General features: G+C 66.1%; 14 protein-coding genes. 5 read left to right on the forward strand and 9 right to left on the reverse strand.

Annotated features, from left to right (window positions below):
- Positions 1 to 16 precede the first annotated feature (16 nt).
- The 6 genes from BM075_RS22955 to BM075_RS22980 all read right to left on the reverse strand — a co-directional run bounded on the left by BM075_RS22955 (position 17) and on the right by BM075_RS22980 (position 5,392).
- Positions 17 to 787 (reverse strand): SDR family oxidoreductase, encoded by a 771-nt coding sequence (locus BM075_RS22955; RefSeq protein ID WP_218152902.1) that lies wholly within the window; start codon positions 785 to 787, stop codon positions 17 to 19.
- Positions 771 to 1,415 carry a histidine phosphatase family protein gene (locus BM075_RS22960; protein ID WP_093362963.1) on the reverse strand — a complete coding sequence of 215 codons (645 nt, stop codon included), beginning with the start codon at positions 1,413 to 1,415 and terminating at the stop codon, positions 771 to 773. Before BM075_RS22960 ends, BM075_RS22955 begins: the two co-directional genes overlap by 17 nt.
- Entirely contained in the window at positions 1,415 to 2,479 is a 1,065-nt protein-coding gene (locus BM075_RS22965) for a phosphotransferase family protein (RefSeq protein ID WP_093362964.1), read from the reverse strand. The genes BM075_RS22960 and BM075_RS22965 overlap by 1 nt, the downstream gene beginning before the upstream one ends.
- Positions 2,476 to 3,708 carry an acyl-CoA dehydrogenase family protein gene (locus tag BM075_RS22970; protein ID WP_093362965.1) on the reverse strand — a complete coding sequence of 411 codons (1,233 nt, stop codon included), beginning with the start codon at positions 3,706 to 3,708 and terminating at the stop codon, positions 2,476 to 2,478. The genes BM075_RS22965 and BM075_RS22970 overlap by 4 nt, the downstream gene beginning before the upstream one ends.
- 17 nt (positions 3,709 to 3,725) lie before the next feature.
- A complete protein-coding gene (locus BM075_RS22975) occupies positions 3,726 to 4,841 on the reverse strand; it encodes an AMP-binding protein (RefSeq protein ID WP_143089936.1) in 1,116 nt (371 codons plus the stop codon).
- Between the two features lie 71 nt (positions 4,842 to 4,912).
- Positions 4,913 to 5,392, reverse strand: coding sequence for an AMP-binding protein (locus tag BM075_RS22980; protein WP_093362967.1), 480 nt, complete (start codon positions 5,390 to 5,392; stop codon positions 4,913 to 4,915).
- Positions 5,393 to 5,524: 132 nt separating this feature from the next.
- Here BM075_RS22980 and BM075_RS22985 point away from each other — a divergent pair, with 132 nt between their 5' ends.
- Positions 5,525 to 6,427, forward strand: coding sequence for a LysR family transcriptional regulator (locus BM075_RS22985; RefSeq protein ID WP_093362968.1), 903 nt, complete (start codon positions 5,525 to 5,527; stop codon positions 6,425 to 6,427).
- A 37-nt stretch (positions 6,428 to 6,464) separates the two neighbouring features.
- Here BM075_RS22985 and BM075_RS22990 read toward each other — a convergent pair whose 3' ends face one another.
- Positions 6,465 to 7,070, reverse strand: a complete 606-nt coding sequence (locus tag BM075_RS22990) for a TetR/AcrR family transcriptional regulator (RefSeq protein WP_093362969.1) — start codon at positions 7,068 to 7,070, stop codon at positions 6,465 to 6,467.
- A gap of 4 nt (positions 7,071 to 7,074) precedes the next feature.
- Positions 7,075 to 9,060 carry an oleate hydratase gene (locus tag BM075_RS22995; RefSeq protein ID WP_093362970.1) on the reverse strand — a complete coding sequence of 662 codons (1,986 nt, stop codon included), beginning with the start codon at positions 9,058 to 9,060 and terminating at the stop codon, positions 7,075 to 7,077.
- A 58-nt stretch (positions 9,061 to 9,118) separates the two neighbouring features.
- On the opposite strand from BM075_RS22995, the gene BM075_RS23000 reads away from it, so the two are divergent.
- Genes BM075_RS23000 through BM075_RS23015 form a run of 4 tightly spaced genes read left to right on the forward strand, consistent with a single transcriptional unit; the run spans position 9,119 to position 13,335 of the window.
- Positions 9,119 to 10,024 carry a 3-hydroxyacyl-CoA dehydrogenase gene (locus BM075_RS23000; RefSeq protein WP_245758960.1) on the forward strand — a complete coding sequence of 302 codons (906 nt, stop codon included), beginning with the start codon at positions 9,119 to 9,121 and terminating at the stop codon, positions 10,022 to 10,024.
- An 11-nt stretch (positions 10,025 to 10,035) separates the two neighbouring features.
- Positions 10,036 to 11,034, forward strand: a complete 999-nt coding sequence (locus BM075_RS23005) for an HlyD family secretion protein (protein ID WP_093362972.1) — start codon at positions 10,036 to 10,038, stop codon at positions 11,032 to 11,034.
- A gap of 4 nt (positions 11,035 to 11,038) precedes the next feature.
- Entirely contained in the window at positions 11,039 to 12,220 is a 1,182-nt protein-coding gene (locus BM075_RS23010) for an ABC transporter permease (protein WP_093362973.1), read from the forward strand.
- The gene (locus tag BM075_RS23015) at positions 12,217 to 13,335 is read left to right on the forward strand and encodes an ABC transporter permease (protein ID WP_177208461.1); all 1,119 of its coding nucleotides are present in this window, start codon (positions 12,217 to 12,219) and stop codon (positions 13,333 to 13,335) included. Before BM075_RS23010 ends, BM075_RS23015 begins: the two co-directional genes overlap by 4 nt.
- Before the next feature lie 33 nt (positions 13,336 to 13,368).
- Here BM075_RS23015 and BM075_RS23020 read toward each other — a convergent pair.
- Positions 13,369 to 14,432 (reverse strand): IS630 family transposase gene (locus BM075_RS23020; protein WP_093362974.1). Its coding sequence is split into 2 segments (ribosomal slippage): positions 13,369 to 13,952 and positions 13,952 to 14,432, totalling 1,065 coding nucleotides; the frame shifts between segments, so codons are not numbered across the junction.
- Positions 14,433 to 14,518 lie beyond the last annotated feature (86 nt).

Consider the following 14,518-nt stretch of genomic DNA (forward strand, 5'->3'; position numbering starts at 1 on the left):
GCTCCTCTCGCCGCTATCATGTGATCTTGCTGACCAGCGACAGCGGCAGCACGCGCATCAGCGCGCCCAGCGGTGCCCAGGGCCAGCGCGGCACATAGGCGGTGGCGGGACGGCGGGCGATGGCATCGACCAGCAGCCTTGCGCCCTTGTCGGCACCGATGATCCACGGGGTTTTCGAGGCCGGAATATGGGCATTCAACTCGGTGCGGATATAGCCCGCATAGATCGTGGTTACGTCGATGCCCGGCTTGCGCAGGCATTCGGCGCGCAGCCCCTCGGCCATGGCGGCGACGGCGGCCTTCGAGGTCGCATAGGCGGTCATTGCGCCGCGCATGCCCCGGATCGCGCTCATCGAGGACATGACGACGAGATGTCCCTTGTTTTGATCGCGGAAGGCGGCCATCGCGGCTTCGGCCTGCGCGAAGGCGGCAATCAGGTTGGTCTCCAGCGTGGCGCGGTTTTCGGCCCAGCCTCCCTTGCCGACCGGCACGCCGCGCCCGATCCCGGCGTTGATGATGACACGGTCCAGCCGCCCCATCCGGGCGCGGAAATCTGCGAAGGTGGCGGCTACGGCGGCGGCATCGGTCACATCCAGTGCGGCGATTTCGACCCGGCAGGCGGGATGAGCAGCGGTGATATCGGCCTTCAGCGCCTGCAACTGGTCAACCCGGCGCGCGCACAGCGCCAGATGACCGCCGCGCGCCGCAATCTCGCGCGCCATGCCGGCACCAAGGCCGGAACTGGCACCGGTAATCAGGGTGATTTCGTCCTTAACGGTATGTGACAAAGCCGTCCTCCTGCAAATGAGTCTGGGCGTTCAGCGCCAGCAATTGCGGGCCGCGCCGCCCGGTGGCAAGCGTGGTGATCCCGGCATTGACCAGCACCCGGTCGATGCGCCGCGCCGCCATGGGCGTCAGCTCCAGCAGCCCCGCGACGATGGCCGAAATCACCCCGCCCGAGGTGAACACCACCGCATCGCCATCGCCCGCCGCACGGTCCAGCGTGCCCTGCACGCGGGCGACAAAATCGCGGCGGGGTTCGCGATACGGTCCCGCACCACCCTCCATCCAGCGCGCGACGGCGTCTTCATACAGCGCCTGAAACGCGCGCAGAGGCGCGGGTTCGTGCGCCAGATGGGTGCGCAGCGCGGCCATGCTGCCAAGACCGGGATGCGCCACGCCGATGACGTCCAGATAGTCGAATTCGTTCCATGCCGGGTCCGCCTGTGCCACGGCGAAACCCGCCGCCGTCGCGCTGTCCAGATGCCGGCGCAGGGTGCCGCTGAAGGCGCGCGCATCCCGGGGCAGCACCGCGCCCGCCCGCGCCGCCTGACGCGCGCCCAGATCGCTGAGAACGTCATAGTCATCCGCCCCGAACGACGCCTGCCCGTGCCGGACCAGATGCAACCGCCCCATCAGCGCGCCTGCCGCATCAGCCGCCGACAGCGCCAGTGCAGGTAATGCACGATGGCCCAGAAATTGCGGAACGCCTTGTTGCGGGTCTGGCCCCTATGATAGCGATAATAAATCTGCTGCGCGATGGCCGACAGCCGGAACAGCCCGTAAACCTGATAATAGCTCATCTCGCGCGGGTCGCGCCCGGTGGCGGTGCAGTAATAGTCGATCACCTCGGCGCGGGTCATCATGCCCGGCAGCGTTGTCGGCTGGCGCCGCGTGGCCCGCCCGATGCGGTCGTCGCCGGCCTCGACCCAATAGGCCAGCAGGTTGCCCAGATCCATCAGCGGATCGCCAATGGTGGCCAGTTCCCAATCCAGCACGCCGATGACGCGGGTCGGGTCGTCAGGGGCCAGCACCACGTTGTCGAACCGGAAATCATTATGCGTCAGGCACAGCGGCCCCTCGGCGGGCAGGTTCTTGTCCAGCCAGCGCATGATCCCCCGCGCGCGCGGCACGTTCCATGTGCGCGCATCGGTGTAACGCCGCGACCAGCCGTCGATCTGACGGCGCGCATAGCCGGTGCCCGCGCCCAGATCGGTCAGCCCCGCCGCCTCAATGTCGACGCGGTGCAGCGCGATCAGCACGTCCACCACGTTTTCGCAAAGCTGGCGCACATGATCGGGGGGCAGGGTCATGCCGCGCGGCAGGTTCTTGCGCGGGATGATGCCCTCGATCCGGTCCAGCAGGTAAAAGTCGGCGCCGATCACCGATTCATCCTGACAATAGGCACGCGTTTCGGGGACCAGCGGGAAATGCGGCTTCAGCGCCTTTTGCAGCCGGTATTCGCGGCCCATGTCGTGCGCCGATTTCGCCCGCGTCCCGGCGGGCGGGCGGCGCAGGATCAGATCGGAATCCGGGTAGACCAGCCGATAGGTCCAGTTCGATGCGCCGCCGGTGAACTGCGTCACCTGCGGCTGGCCGGTCACGCCCAGATGATCGGCGATCCATGGGACCAGCCGGTCCAGCGGCAGGGCCTCGTCATCGCGCATCGGTGCGGCGCGGTCCAGAAAATCCCCGTTCATGCCCGGTTATCCGCATATTTTTTCAGCTCGCGCCTTGCGACCTGCGCCAGATGCACCTCGTCCGGGCCATCGGCATAGCGCAGCGCGCGGGCGACGATGAACAGCTCGGACAGCGGCACATCATGGGTCAGGCCCATGCCGCCATGGATTTGCATGGCGCGGTCCACGACCTCTTGCAGCATCGAGGGCGCGACGACCTTGATCGCGGAAATCTCGGTCATGGCGGCGCGCACGCCCTGCGTGTCGATCTTCCACGCGGCATAAAGCGTCAGCAGCCGCGCCTGGTCGATGGCGATGCGGGCGCGGGCGACGTGATCGCGGTTGGCGCCCAGATCAATGAGCTTGCGCCTGAACGCCTCGCGCGTATTGCCGCGCCGGATCATCAGCTCCAGCGCCCGTTCGGCCGCCCCGATGGCGCGCATGCAGTGATGGATGCGCCCCGGCCCCAGACGGCCCTGCGCGATCTCGAACCCGCGGCCCAGCCCCAGGATCAGGTTGTCACGCGGCACGCGCACATCGGTGAATGTCACCTCGCCATGACCCAGCGGCGGATCGTATTCACCAAAGGTCGGCAGCATCCGGTCGATGGTCACGCCGGGCGTGTCCAGCGGCACCAGCACCATGGAATGCTGCGCATGGCGGGCGGCCTCGGGGTTTGACAGGCCCATGAAAATCGCGATCCGCGCATTCGGGTGGCCGATCCCGGTGGACCACCATTTGCGCCCGTTCAGGATCAGATCATCGCCTTCCTCGGTGATGGTCGCCTGCATCGTGGTTGCGTCGGATGACGCGACCTCGGGTTCTGTCATGCAAAAGACAGAGCGGATATCCCCCGCCAGCAAGGGCGTCAGCCAGCGATCTTTCTGTGCGTCGCTGCCGAAATGATGCAGCACCTCCATATTGCCGGTGTCGGGGGCGTTGCAGTTGAAAATTTCGGCGGCAAAGGGGATGCGTCCCATTTCCTCGGCCAGACGGGCATAATCCTGCAAGCCCAGCCCGGCACCGTGATCTTGGTCCGGCAGGAACAGGTTCCACAGCCCGGCGGCTTTGGCCTGCGCCTTCCAGCCCTGCATCAACGGGCTGACCTGCCATTGCGTCCAGTCCGCGCCGGGGCAAAGGCGGCGGATTTCGGCCAGATAGTCCTGTTCGCGCGGGATCACATGCCGCGCCATAAAATCGCGCAGCATGTCCAGCATCTCTTGCCCCTTTGGGCTTGGCGCAAAATCCATCTTGGGTCTCCTTGGCGTCAGGCGTCGCGCAGTTTGCGGCGCAGGATCTTGCCCACCGGGGTCTTTGGCAATTCATCGACAAAGATCACTTCGGCGGGGCGTTTGTAATTTGTCAGGTGCTGCGCGCAGTGATCGCGCACCTGCTGTTCGGTCAGATCAGGATCGGTGCGCACCACGGCCACGCGCACGGCCTCGCCCGTCCTGTCGCTGGGGATGCCGATGGCGGCGGCCTCCAGCACACCGGGCAGGTCGGACAGCACGTCTTCGATCTCGTTGGGATAGACGTTGAAGCCGGACACGAGGATCATGTCCTTCTTGCGATCCACGATATGCACGAAACCTTGCGCATCCATGGTGGCAATGTCGCCGGTCGCCATGAATCCACGGTCGTCAAACGGGTCTTCTTCGGGCTTGTTCCAGTAACCCTTCATCACGCTTTCGCTTTTGATCCAGATTTCGCCGGGCATATCGGTTGGCAGCGCGGTGCCGTCTTCATCGCGGATCTCGATGATGGCTGAGGGCAACGGCAGCCCGATCGAGGCATTGAAGCCCGGCACCGGAAACGGGTTGCAGGTGCCCGCGCCGCAGGTTTCCGACATGCCCCAACCCTCGGCGATCCAATGGCCGGTCAGCTTGTGCCACGCCTCGGCGGTGTGACGGTGGGTCGAGGTGCCGCCGGCGATAAAGGTGCGTGCCGACGACCAGTCAACGCTGCCGATATCGGGATGCGCCATCAGCCCGGCATACAGCGTGTTCAACCCGGTCATCAGGTCAAACGGCTGCGCCTTCATCGCCGCGATCAGCGATCCCAGATCGCGCGGGTTCGGCACCTGCACTGAACAGCCGCCCTTCGCCAGCAGCATCGCCGTCGTATAGAGCGTATAGACGTGATGCAGCGGCAGCGGCATGATGCCGACCGGGGCGGCGACTTTTGGCGCGGCCTCCAGCGCCGGGGTCAGCCAGGCCTGCGACATCCGCATTGCGGCCAGCACATTGCGCTGCGAAAGCATCGCCGCCTTGACGATCCCGGTCGTGCCACCGGTATATTGCAGAACCGCGGTATCGCCGGGCGCAGGGTCAGGGCGCTGCCATGGCTCGGATTTGCCCCGCGCCAGCAGCGCCTTCAGCCGCAAGGAACCGGGCAGGCGATAGGGCGGAACCGCCTTGTCGATGTGGCGCAGCTTGAAATCCGCAACCGCGCCTTTCAGCCCCCCGAACACATCCCCGACCGAGTCAGGATGACATGGCGCACCGGCGTCCCGGCCCGGATCGATTCAAAGCCTGCCGCGAATTGTTCCAGCAGGATGATCGCCTCGGCACCGCTGTCGACCAGTTGGTGATGCAACTCGCGCGGGGGATAAAGCGGGTTTACGCTGGTGGCGACAAAGCCGGCGCGCAAGACCCCGATCAGCGCCACCAGATATTGCGGCAGCGACGGCATCATCAGCGCCACCCGCGCGCCCGGTGCCAGCCCCAGCGCCTGCAACCCCGTCGCCATCGCGCGCGATTCCGCGTCAAGCCGGGCATAGGTCATGTCCGTGCCCAGACAGCGCACGGCCACGCGGTCGGCATAGCGCTCCATGCTGTCCTCGACCGCGCTGAGAAAGGTTTCATCCTCGCCCAGCGTCAGGTCGGGCGACACCCCCTGCGGATAGCTGACCGCCCAGATCGGTGCGGCGGTCATGCGCGCGTTTCCCTGTCAATCATTTGTGAACCCTCCCCGTTCTATGTGTGGGCCAGCCCCCACCCTGCCGGCCCTCGACAAAACTGCCCTGGCATGGGAATGAATACAAATGATGAATATTAAACCATCCCGATGAAAAAAATTCATTCACGGCATGACAGGCTGGACCTGAACCTGCTGCGCGTCTTTGCGATGGTCTGGCAGGAACGCCACCTGACCCGCGCGGCCGATGCGTTGTCGCTGACGCCATCGGCCGTCAGCCACGCGATGCGGCGGCTGCGCGATCATTTCGGCGAGCCTCTGTTCCAGCGACAGGGCCACCGGATGCAGCCGACGGCGGCCTGCGCCCGCATGGCCCCGGAATTGCTGGATCAGATGACGCGGCTGGATGCGCTGATTAACCGCTGGGGCGCCTTTGATCCGCAAGCCAGCCAGAGCAGCTTTCGCATCGCCCTGCCCGAGGCGACCGAGACGATCCTGCTGCCGGTGCTGATGTCGCGGCTGGCGGGTGCGGCACCGGGGGTGACGGTGCATTCGGTGCGCGTGGCACGGGCGATGATGGCGAAATCGCTGGCCGCGCGCAGCATTGATCTGGCCGTCGATGTGCCGCACCCGGTGCCCGAGACGCTGCGCCATGCGCCATTGTTCAGCGATGATTTCTGCGTCGTCAGCCGCGCCGGCCACACCTTTGCCGCCGCCCCCACCTTTGCCGCCTACGCTGCGGCGGATCATATCGCCGTGTCCACGCGTCACGATGGCGCGGTGATCGAGGATGTGTCGTTGCTGGCCCTTGGAATCAGCCGCCGGGTGCGGCTGCGCTGTCAAAGCTATGGCACCGCGATGACCGTGGCCGAGGGCTCCGACCTGCTGGCCACGATTCCACGTCGCATCGCCGCGCGTCTGCAACCGGGCCGGGCGCTGGTTCTGACTGATCCGCCCGCCGCGCTAAGCCCGGTCAAACTGCATCTTTACTGGCACGCCGATCAGCATACCGACCCCGCAAGCCAATGGTTGCGCGGGTTGTTGCGGCCCTGAACCGACCCGCCACATCCATGGCCGCAGATTTGGCCCCCTAACCATGTGTCACCGCCCGGAAATAGGCCATTTGCAGATCGGCAACGCTGGCCGTCCCGGCTTCGCGGTTCTGGACGATCTCGCCGAACCACAGCGCCAGCATCGTTTCGGCGATCTGTGGCGGCGGTTGGCGCGTCGTCAGCTGGTGGCGCGCGATCAGCGTCTGCGTGATGGCGGTGAATTCCCGCCGATAGCTGGCCGTAACCTCGGCAAACTGCGCGGCAAAATCCGTGTCGCGCTGTGCGTGCAGATTCATCTCGATAATCAGCCGCGACAGCACCGGGTTGCGCGACAATTCCCCCAGCCGCGCACCCAGACGGTTCAGGCTGTCGTCCAGACCCATGCCCTCGGTCGCCTGCACCAGATCGACCAGATCGCGGGCGATGCGGGTCATGTGGGTGGCAACCAGCGCCAGCAACAGGTCGTCCTTGCTGGCAAAGTTCGAATAGAACGCGCCCTGACTGAACCCGGCGCGTTCACAGATCCCCCGGATCGAGGCCGCACCGACCCCCGCCTCGGCGATCAGGTTCAGCGCCGCGTCGATCAGACGCGCGCGCGTTTCCTGCTGGGCCTGTTGCCGGGTCAGGCGTTTCGGTGCGGCCATCGGGTCATCCTTCTTTCATGTCGCGACCGGCAGACAGCTTGTCGCGCAGCCCGGCGATCTGGCCGATCAGCGACTGCACCGCGCGTTCGCCCTTGCCGAACAGTCCGCCCAGCTCTTCCTCGATGCGGCGCATCGTGCCCGGCTCATCCTCGGGCAGCGGCGGCAGGATATGGGCAAAATAGGTCTTGTCCAAGAGCCTGTGCAGCATCCGCTCTCCGGGGAAAGGTTCGCCGTTATTGATCGCCCGCGCGGCCTTCAGCAGGTTGCGGATGTCGTATTGCGTCGGCGCGATATCCGGCACCTGCTTGGGCAGGTTCAGCAGACTATAGACCCCGATCCGGGCGGTGCGCACGCTGCTTTCCATGGTGAACACGACGTCGTTGGCGGTTTCGACGAACTGCCCCAGCAGGGCAAGGTTGGTGCAGCCTTCGGGCACGACATGCGGCCGGTCGCCCGCCGCGCGCGGCATGAATTCGGCGGTGATATAGGGCATCAGCGCCAGCCGCACCTTGGTCGCCGCCGCGATTTCGTCAAAGCGGTTGGACAGGCCCAGATGGTGGCACAACTCGGCCAGATTCTCGCGCCCGGTGCAGTCGGCCATCTTTTTGCCGGTCAGATCGCCCACGCCGTCCATGTCCAGCCCGTAGGCCCACAGCACCAGCACATCATCGGGCTGGTCCCGGAAATGCGGCTGGCGGTTGGCGGTCACGCTCATCACCCAACCGGAATCGGTAAAGGTGATGACGCCGCCGGTCGCGGTGCGGCCCGAATAGGGGTCGTTGACCGACAATTCGGCGATTTTCTCGGTCAGGGGCGAGGGCTTGCAGGTCAGCGTCACCGATTCCCAGATGGATCGCTTCACATCGCCGTAGAATTTCTGCGGCTTGCCAAAGACCGGCGATTTCGCGGCCAGGTTCTCCCACAGCAACCAATCGCTGTCCGGCCCCGGCTCGGCATTGCCGCGCGCCAGCACCGGCACCGTGTCCATGTCGCCGTAAGCCGTGCCTTCGGTCATCGACCCCGGCAGCGCAAAGACCAGATCACCCTCGCCGGCCGGGATTACCTGCGCCGTGCCGTCAATTTCGGCATGGATCGCGGTGACGATGCGCTGGCCGCCACGCTCGGTCATCTCCAGATCGGTGACGCGGGTGTCATAGCGGAACGTCACGCCGCGCGACTTCAGCCAGTTGACCAGCGGCAGGATGAAGGTCTCGTATTGGTTATACCGCGGGAAAACCAGCGCCGACATGTCGTTCAGCCCGTCCAGCGCGTCAAGGAAACGGTGCATATACAGCTTCATTTCCAGCAGGCTGTGACAGTTCTTGAAGGCGAACATCGACCGCCAGAAGAACCAGAAATTGCTTTGCAGGAAACCGGGCGAGAACCAGTCGGTGATGGTCAGATCGTCCAGATCCTCCTTGCGGGCCAGCAGCAGGCGGACCAACTCCCATTGTTGCGGCTTGGTCAGGCCCAGCGTGGAAAAATCGCGGATCTGGCCCTGTTTGTGCATCAGCCGCGCCTTCGAGACGTTCGCATCGGAGTCGTTCAGCGCGCGATATTCGTCCAGCACCGAATGGCCCTCGGGCATCTCGACGGCGGGGATGTCCTGAAACATGTCCCACAGGTTGTCATAGTTCCAGTTCATCTCGCGCCCGCCGCGCACGATATAGCCGTCCTGCGCGTTCCCGGCCCCGTCCATCGAGCCGCCGGGAACCGACAGCCCCTCGATCACGGCGATGTTCTCGCCCGGCATCTGGCCGTCGCGGATCAGGTAAAAGGCCGCCGCCAGCCCGGCGATACCGCCGCCGATGATGGTGGCGCGGCGCTTGGCGATGCCTTCGGGTGCCAGCGGACGGTGGCGCTGATAGGTGCCGGTCATGTCGGGCGGCGGCAGCGTGTTGGTGGCGTCATTGCGCCAGAAACCCGCCGTCGCATCGGGTTCATGCGACATTGGCAGGCTGTGCGGGAAGGGACGGTTTTTCGGTGCCATGACGGCCTCCTGTCCAACGCGGGCAATATGTGCCCTGCGGCAGAGGTGGCCCCTTGATTTGGCGTTTCAAGTGATATCTGAATGGCGAACGAAATTTATTCAGGAGGCCGCCATGGCGATCAGAACAGTTACAGTCATTGGCGCGGGGGTTTTGGGCATCCAGATTGCGTTGCAAACCGCGCGGCATGGGTTCGATGTGATCGCGCAGGATATCTCGGATGAGGCGCTGGCCAAGGCGCGCGAGGCGCTGGATGCGATCGCCGCGCAGATGCAGGCCGATCTGAAGCTGGGCACGATGACATCGCCGCCGCCCGCGCGCGCGCGGCTGTCGCTGACCACCGATCTGGCGCAGGCTGTGGCCAATGCCGATCTGGTCATCGAAGCGGTGCCCGAAAACCCGCAGATCAAGCGCGATCTTTATGCGCGGCTTGCCCCGCTGATGAAAGACGGCGCAATCCTTGCCACCAATTCATCGACGCTGCTGCCCTCGGAACTGGCTGGTGCGACCGCCCAGCCCGACTGCTTTCTGGCGCTGCATTTCGCCAACCATATCTGGCGCCACAACATTGCCGAGATCATGGGCCATCCCGGCACCGATCCGGCCGTGCGCGATGAGGTTCAGGCCTTTGCCAAAGCCATCGGCATGGTGCCGATCGTGCTGGAGAAAGAGCAGCCCGGCTATGTGCTGAATTCGCTGCTGGTGCCGTTTTTGCAAGCCGCCGCTGCGCTGCTGGTCGATGGCGTGACCGCCCCGCAGGATGTGGACAAAGTCTGGCGCATCGCCACGGGCGCGCCGCTTGGCCCCTTCCAGATTTATGATATCGTGGGCCTCAACACGGCCTGGCATATTTCGTCCGCGGGCGGCCCCAAGGCGCAGGAATTTGCGCGGCTTCTGAAGCGCGACTTTCTGGACAAGGGCAAGCTTGGCGTCGCCTCGGGTGCAGGCTTTTACACGTATAGCTAGGGGGTATTGCGATGACGGACATTCCCCCCACCACTGCCCCGCGCAAGGCGCGGCTGGCCTATGCCGTGCTGCTGGTCATCGTCGCGGCGGTGGCCGTGGCGATCTGGGCGCTGACCCGCCCCGGCCCGGTGGTCATTCAGGGCGAGGTCGCCGCGCCGCGCGTCGATGTCAGTGCCCGAATTTCGGGGCGCGTGGCTGAAATCGGGGCGGATACCGGCGATAGCGCAACGCAGGGGCAATTGCTGGTGCGGCTGGAGAACCCCCAGCTTCTGACCGCCTATGGTCAGGCCGAGGCCGCGCTGGCCGCCGCCGACAGCAACGCCGCCGCCGTCGCTGTCATCCGCCCCGAAAACGTCCGCGCCGCCGAGGCGCAGCTGGCCGCGGCGCAGGCCGATCTGGCGCTGGCCCGCGATTCGCAGGCCCGCAATATGCAGCTGGAATCGCGCGGCGTGCGGTCGCAGGCGGCGGTGGAACAGGGCACCCGCAACCTCGAAGCCGCCGAACGACAGGTCGATGCCGCGCAGGCGCAGCTTGATCTGGTGCGCGCGGGTGCCACGCCCGAACAGCGCGCGGCGGCCAAGGCACAGGCCGAACAGGCGCGCGCCGCGCTGGCCCAGCAACAGGCCAATCTGGATGATTTGCAGGTCTATGCCCCGATGGATGGCCAGATCACCGGCCGCATGATCGAGATGGGCGAAAATATCGGCCCCGGCGCGCCGCTGTTTACGCTCGTGCAGCCGGCGGATGCGTGGTTCACCTTCAACATTCGCGAAGACCTGCTGCATGGTGTCGAGGTCGGCGACAATCTGACCGTGCGCGTCCCGGCGCTGGATCGCGATGTGGCCGCCACCGTCACCCTGCTGAACGTGCAGGGCGATTTCGCAAGCTGGCGGGCGACGCGGGCGACCGGCGATTTCGACCTGCGCAGTTTCGAGCTGCGCGCGACCCCCGACGCCCCGGTCGAGGGCCTGCGCCCCGGCATGTCGGCTCTGCTGCCGGACGGGCTGTGAACCCATGCGCGGCATCGCCCATGTCGCACGGCGCGAGCTGTCGCTGATCGCCGGGCATCCGGCGCTGATCTGGCTGACGCTGATCCTGCCCCTGCTGCTGCTGGCGGTGCTGGCGGCGGTGTTTCTGCGCGGTATCCCGACCGACCTGCCCTTTGCCGTCGTCGATCTGGACCGGACCGAGACCAGCCGCTCGCTGTCGCGGATGCTGGAGGCAACGCCCGAACTGACCACCCACCCGGCGCTGAGCCTGTCAGAGGCCAGCGACGATATCCGCGCCGGGCGGGCGCGCGGGGCGGTTCTGATCGCGCAAGGGTTCGAGCGTGACTTGCTGGATCGCCGCCGCCCGGAAATCGTGCTGTTCTATGACAATCAGCACATGACCGCCGGGGCCATCGCCGCGCGGGGCGCGCGGGGCGCGATCAACAGCTTTATCGGGGGCGCGCAGATGGGGATGCTGCGGGGACAGGGGATGGACACGACCGGCGTTGCCGCGTTGGTCCAGCCGGTGCCCATGCAGATCCACCCGCTGTTCAACCCGGCCTTCAGCTATATCGATTTTCTGCTGTCGGCGGTGGTGCCCGCGGTGGTGCAGATCATGGCCGCCGCCGCCGTCACCTATGCGCTGGCGCTGGATTTCGCCCGCCCGGCCACCGGCGGCGCGCCGCCGATGCTTGCCCTGTCGCGTCAGGCGGGGGGTGTGCTGCCCGCGATGCTGGGCAAACTGATCCCTTATACGCTGATCTTTCTGGTGGTGATCGGGCTGGCCGATCTGGTGCTGTTCGGCGTGCTGGAGGTGCCGCTGCGCGGGTCGGTGGCGCTGCTGCTGATTGGCGCGGTGCTGTTCGTCATCGCGGCGGCGCTGATCGGCGGGCTGGCCTATCTGCTGATGCGCGATTTCGGGCTGGCCATCAGCGGGGTTGCGATGATGCTGGCCCCGGCCTTTGGCTATATGGGGATCGGCTTCCCGCGCGAGGCGATGCCCGCGCTGGCCCGGTGGTGGAGCGATCTGCTGCCCGGCACATGGTATCTGCAATTGCGCATCGACCAGACCCTGCGCGCCACGCCGCGCGACCTGTCGCTGACGCCGCTGCTGGCGCTGCTGGCGATCACCGCCGGGCTGGCCGTGCTGGTGCTAGTGCGGCTGGCGCTGATGCAGCGCCGCGCGCTGGACGGGGGTGCGCCATGATCCGCGCCTTCCGGGCCGAGATGGCCGGCATCTTCCGTGATCGTCAGGTGCTGATGATCGTGGTGCTGGCGCTGGCGATCTATGGGCTGATCTATCCCGCGCCGTACCGGCCCGAATTGCTGCGCGTCGTGCCGGTCGTGGCCGTCGATCTGGATGGCGGCGAAAGCGCGCGTGACCTGCTGCGCCGGATCGACGCCAGCGAAAGCGTGACGCTGACCGCCCGGCTGACCGACATGGCCGCCGCCGAACGCGCGGTGCAGTCGCGCGACGCCTATGGCATCGTGCTGATCCCGCAGGGGTTCGAGCGTGACCTGCTGTCGGGCCGGCCCAGCCCCATCGCCGTCTATGGCGATGCCAGCTATTTCCTTGTTTACCAAAAGGTGCTGTCCGGCATGGCCATTCCCGTCCGGCAGATGGGCGCGACCATCGCCGCCGGGCGTCTGATGGCGGGCCAGCAACTCGACGCCGAAACCGCCACGGCGCTGGCCAGCCCCGCGCAACTGGTCGAGGTGCCGCTGTTCAACCCTTCGGGTGGTTACGCGACCTATGTCTTGCCCGCTGCCTTCGTGCTGATCCTGCATCAGACCATGGCGATGGGGCTGGCGCTGGTGGCGGTGCGCCGCCGCCCCTCGCCTGCACCGGTCGCGCGGCAACTGGCCGGGCGCGTGCTGGCGTGGCTGGTGATCTATGCGGCGCTGCTGCCGCTGTTCCTCGTGGCGCTGCCGCGCGCCTATGGCCTGCCATGGCTGGGCGATCTGCGGCTGCTGGCGGCGCTTGGCCTGCCCTTTGTGCTGGCCACGGGGCTGATGGCGCAGCTGATCGCCGCGCTGCTGAAACGGACCGAGGTGATCCAGCCCGTGCTGCTGGCGATGGGCCTGCCGCTGTTCTTCCTGTCGGGGTTTTCATGGCCGATCGAGGCGATCCCCCCGGCGCTGCAAGCAATCGCCGCGGCCATTCCCGCCGTGCCGATGATCGACGCCTATACCCGGCTGGCCAGCATGGGGGCCACCGGGCCAGAGCTGGCGACCGCGATCCGGCATTTGTGGATTCTGGCGGCGCTGTTCGGGCTGGGCGCGGCGCTGGCCGCGCGGTCGGCCCGCCCCTCACAGGGCTGAGCCGCACCGCCAGCACGTCTTATACCAACGGCCCTAAGCGCTGACCGCTTTTGCATAGTCGCGCGCTGTGATTGATCGGACTCGTTCGGGATCGTTCGCGAAGAAGTTCCATGCGTCGCAGCATCGGTCGACTATGTCGTCGTAAGTGTCAAAGACCGAGATGGCGAGGCGGTTGGCCCGGAGATAGGCCCAGATGTTCTCGACCGGGTTCAATTCGGGCGCGTAGGGCGGAAGCGTCACGATGGTAATGTTGTCCGGGATGTGCAGCGCCGTGGATCCATGCCAGCCAGCGCCGTCCATCACCAGCACGGCATGAGCGCCTGGGGCGACGGTCTTTGAGATTTCGATGAGATGGGCGTTCATGGCCGAGGTATCGGCGCGGGGCATGACCAGCGCCGCGGTTGCCGCCCGCGCCGGGCAGACCGCACCGAAGATGTAGGCCCATTCGTAGCGGGTGTCGCGCGGTGCGCGGGGGCGGGTTCCACGCTCCGCCCAGGTTCGGGTGAGCGTTCCTTGCTGTCCCACCCTTGCTTCATCTTGAAACCAGATCTCCAAGGGCTTGCCGCGCGTGGCCTCTGGCAGGGCGTCCTCTACTGTCGCGGCGAAGTTTTTTTGAATACCTCCTGCGCCACCGGATCGGATTTCGGGTGCTGGGGTCGCACCGAGAGACGGCGGAAACCGAGGGCCGCCAGCTGTTTGCCGACCGTCCGCTCGTGCATGACAACGCCGAAGCGCTCCTCGATCTTGCGCTTGAGGTCGATGCGCCGCCAGCGGACCACCCCATCAGTCGCGAGGTCGGGCCCGTCACGCACCATCTGTGCAAGCTCCGCCTTCTGCTCGGCGTTCAAGAGAGGCGTTGGGCCCGCAGAGTAGCGGTTCGACAGACCGTCGATCCCCTCGGCATTGTAGCGATGCACCCAGTCGCGCAGGGTTTGCCGGTCCATCCCGCAGGTCTCTGCCGCGGTCGTGCGATCTGCGCCTTCCAGAACCAGAGCGATCGCCAGCATCCGCCGGGCCGCCTTCGCATCCTTCGTTCGTGTCGCCGCGGCCCGAAGCGCGCCAGCAGACATGGCCTTCCGCGTGATCTCAACTGCCATCGAAGCCTCCATCCGTCGATGGCAGTGATCCAGATTTTTACGCCGATGGGAATCCTGCCCGAGTCAGCGCTCGAGGCCGTTGGTAT

The sequence above is a fragment of the Tropicimonas isoalkanivorans genome (assembly GCF_900112335.1).
Classification (GTDB): Bacteria; Pseudomonadota; Alphaproteobacteria; order Rhodobacterales; family Rhodobacteraceae; genus Tropicimonas; species Tropicimonas isoalkanivorans.

Excerpts from the sequence above, each read along its gene's own strand:
- BM075_RS22960 (WP_093362963.1), bottom strand. The coding sequence starts at position 1,415 with ATGGGGCGGTTGCATCTGGTCCGGCACGGGCAGGCGTCGTTCGGGGCG.
- BM075_RS22965 (WP_093362964.1), bottom strand. The coding sequence starts at position 2,479 with ATGAACGGGGATTTTCTGGACCGCGCCGCACCGATGCGCGATGACGAG.
- BM075_RS22970 (WP_093362965.1), bottom strand. The coding sequence starts at position 3,708 with ATGGATTTTGCGCCAAGCCCAAAGGGGCAAGAGATGCTGGACATGCTG.
- BM075_RS22980 (WP_093362967.1), bottom strand. The coding sequence starts at position 5,392 with ATGACCGCCGCACCGATCTGGGCGGTCAGCTATCCGCAGGGGGTGTCG.
- BM075_RS22985 (WP_093362968.1), top strand. The coding sequence starts at position 5,525 with ATGAAAAAAATTCATTCACGGCATGACAGGCTGGACCTGAACCTGCTG.
- BM075_RS22990 (WP_093362969.1), bottom strand. The coding sequence starts at position 7,070 with ATGGCCGCACCGAAACGCCTGACCCGGCAACAGGCCCAGCAGGAAACG.
- BM075_RS22995 (WP_093362970.1), bottom strand. The coding sequence starts at position 9,060 with ATGGCACCGAAAAACCGTCCCTTCCCGCACAGCCTGCCAATGTCGCAT.
- BM075_RS23005 (WP_093362972.1), top strand. The coding sequence starts at position 10,036 with ATGACGGACATTCCCCCCACCACTGCCCCGCGCAAGGCGCGGCTGGCC.
- BM075_RS23010 (WP_093362973.1), top strand. The coding sequence starts at position 11,039 with ATGCGCGGCATCGCCCATGTCGCACGGCGCGAGCTGTCGCTGATCGCC.
- BM075_RS23015 (WP_177208461.1), top strand. The coding sequence starts at position 12,217 with ATGATCCGCGCCTTCCGGGCCGAGATGGCCGGCATCTTCCGTGATCGT.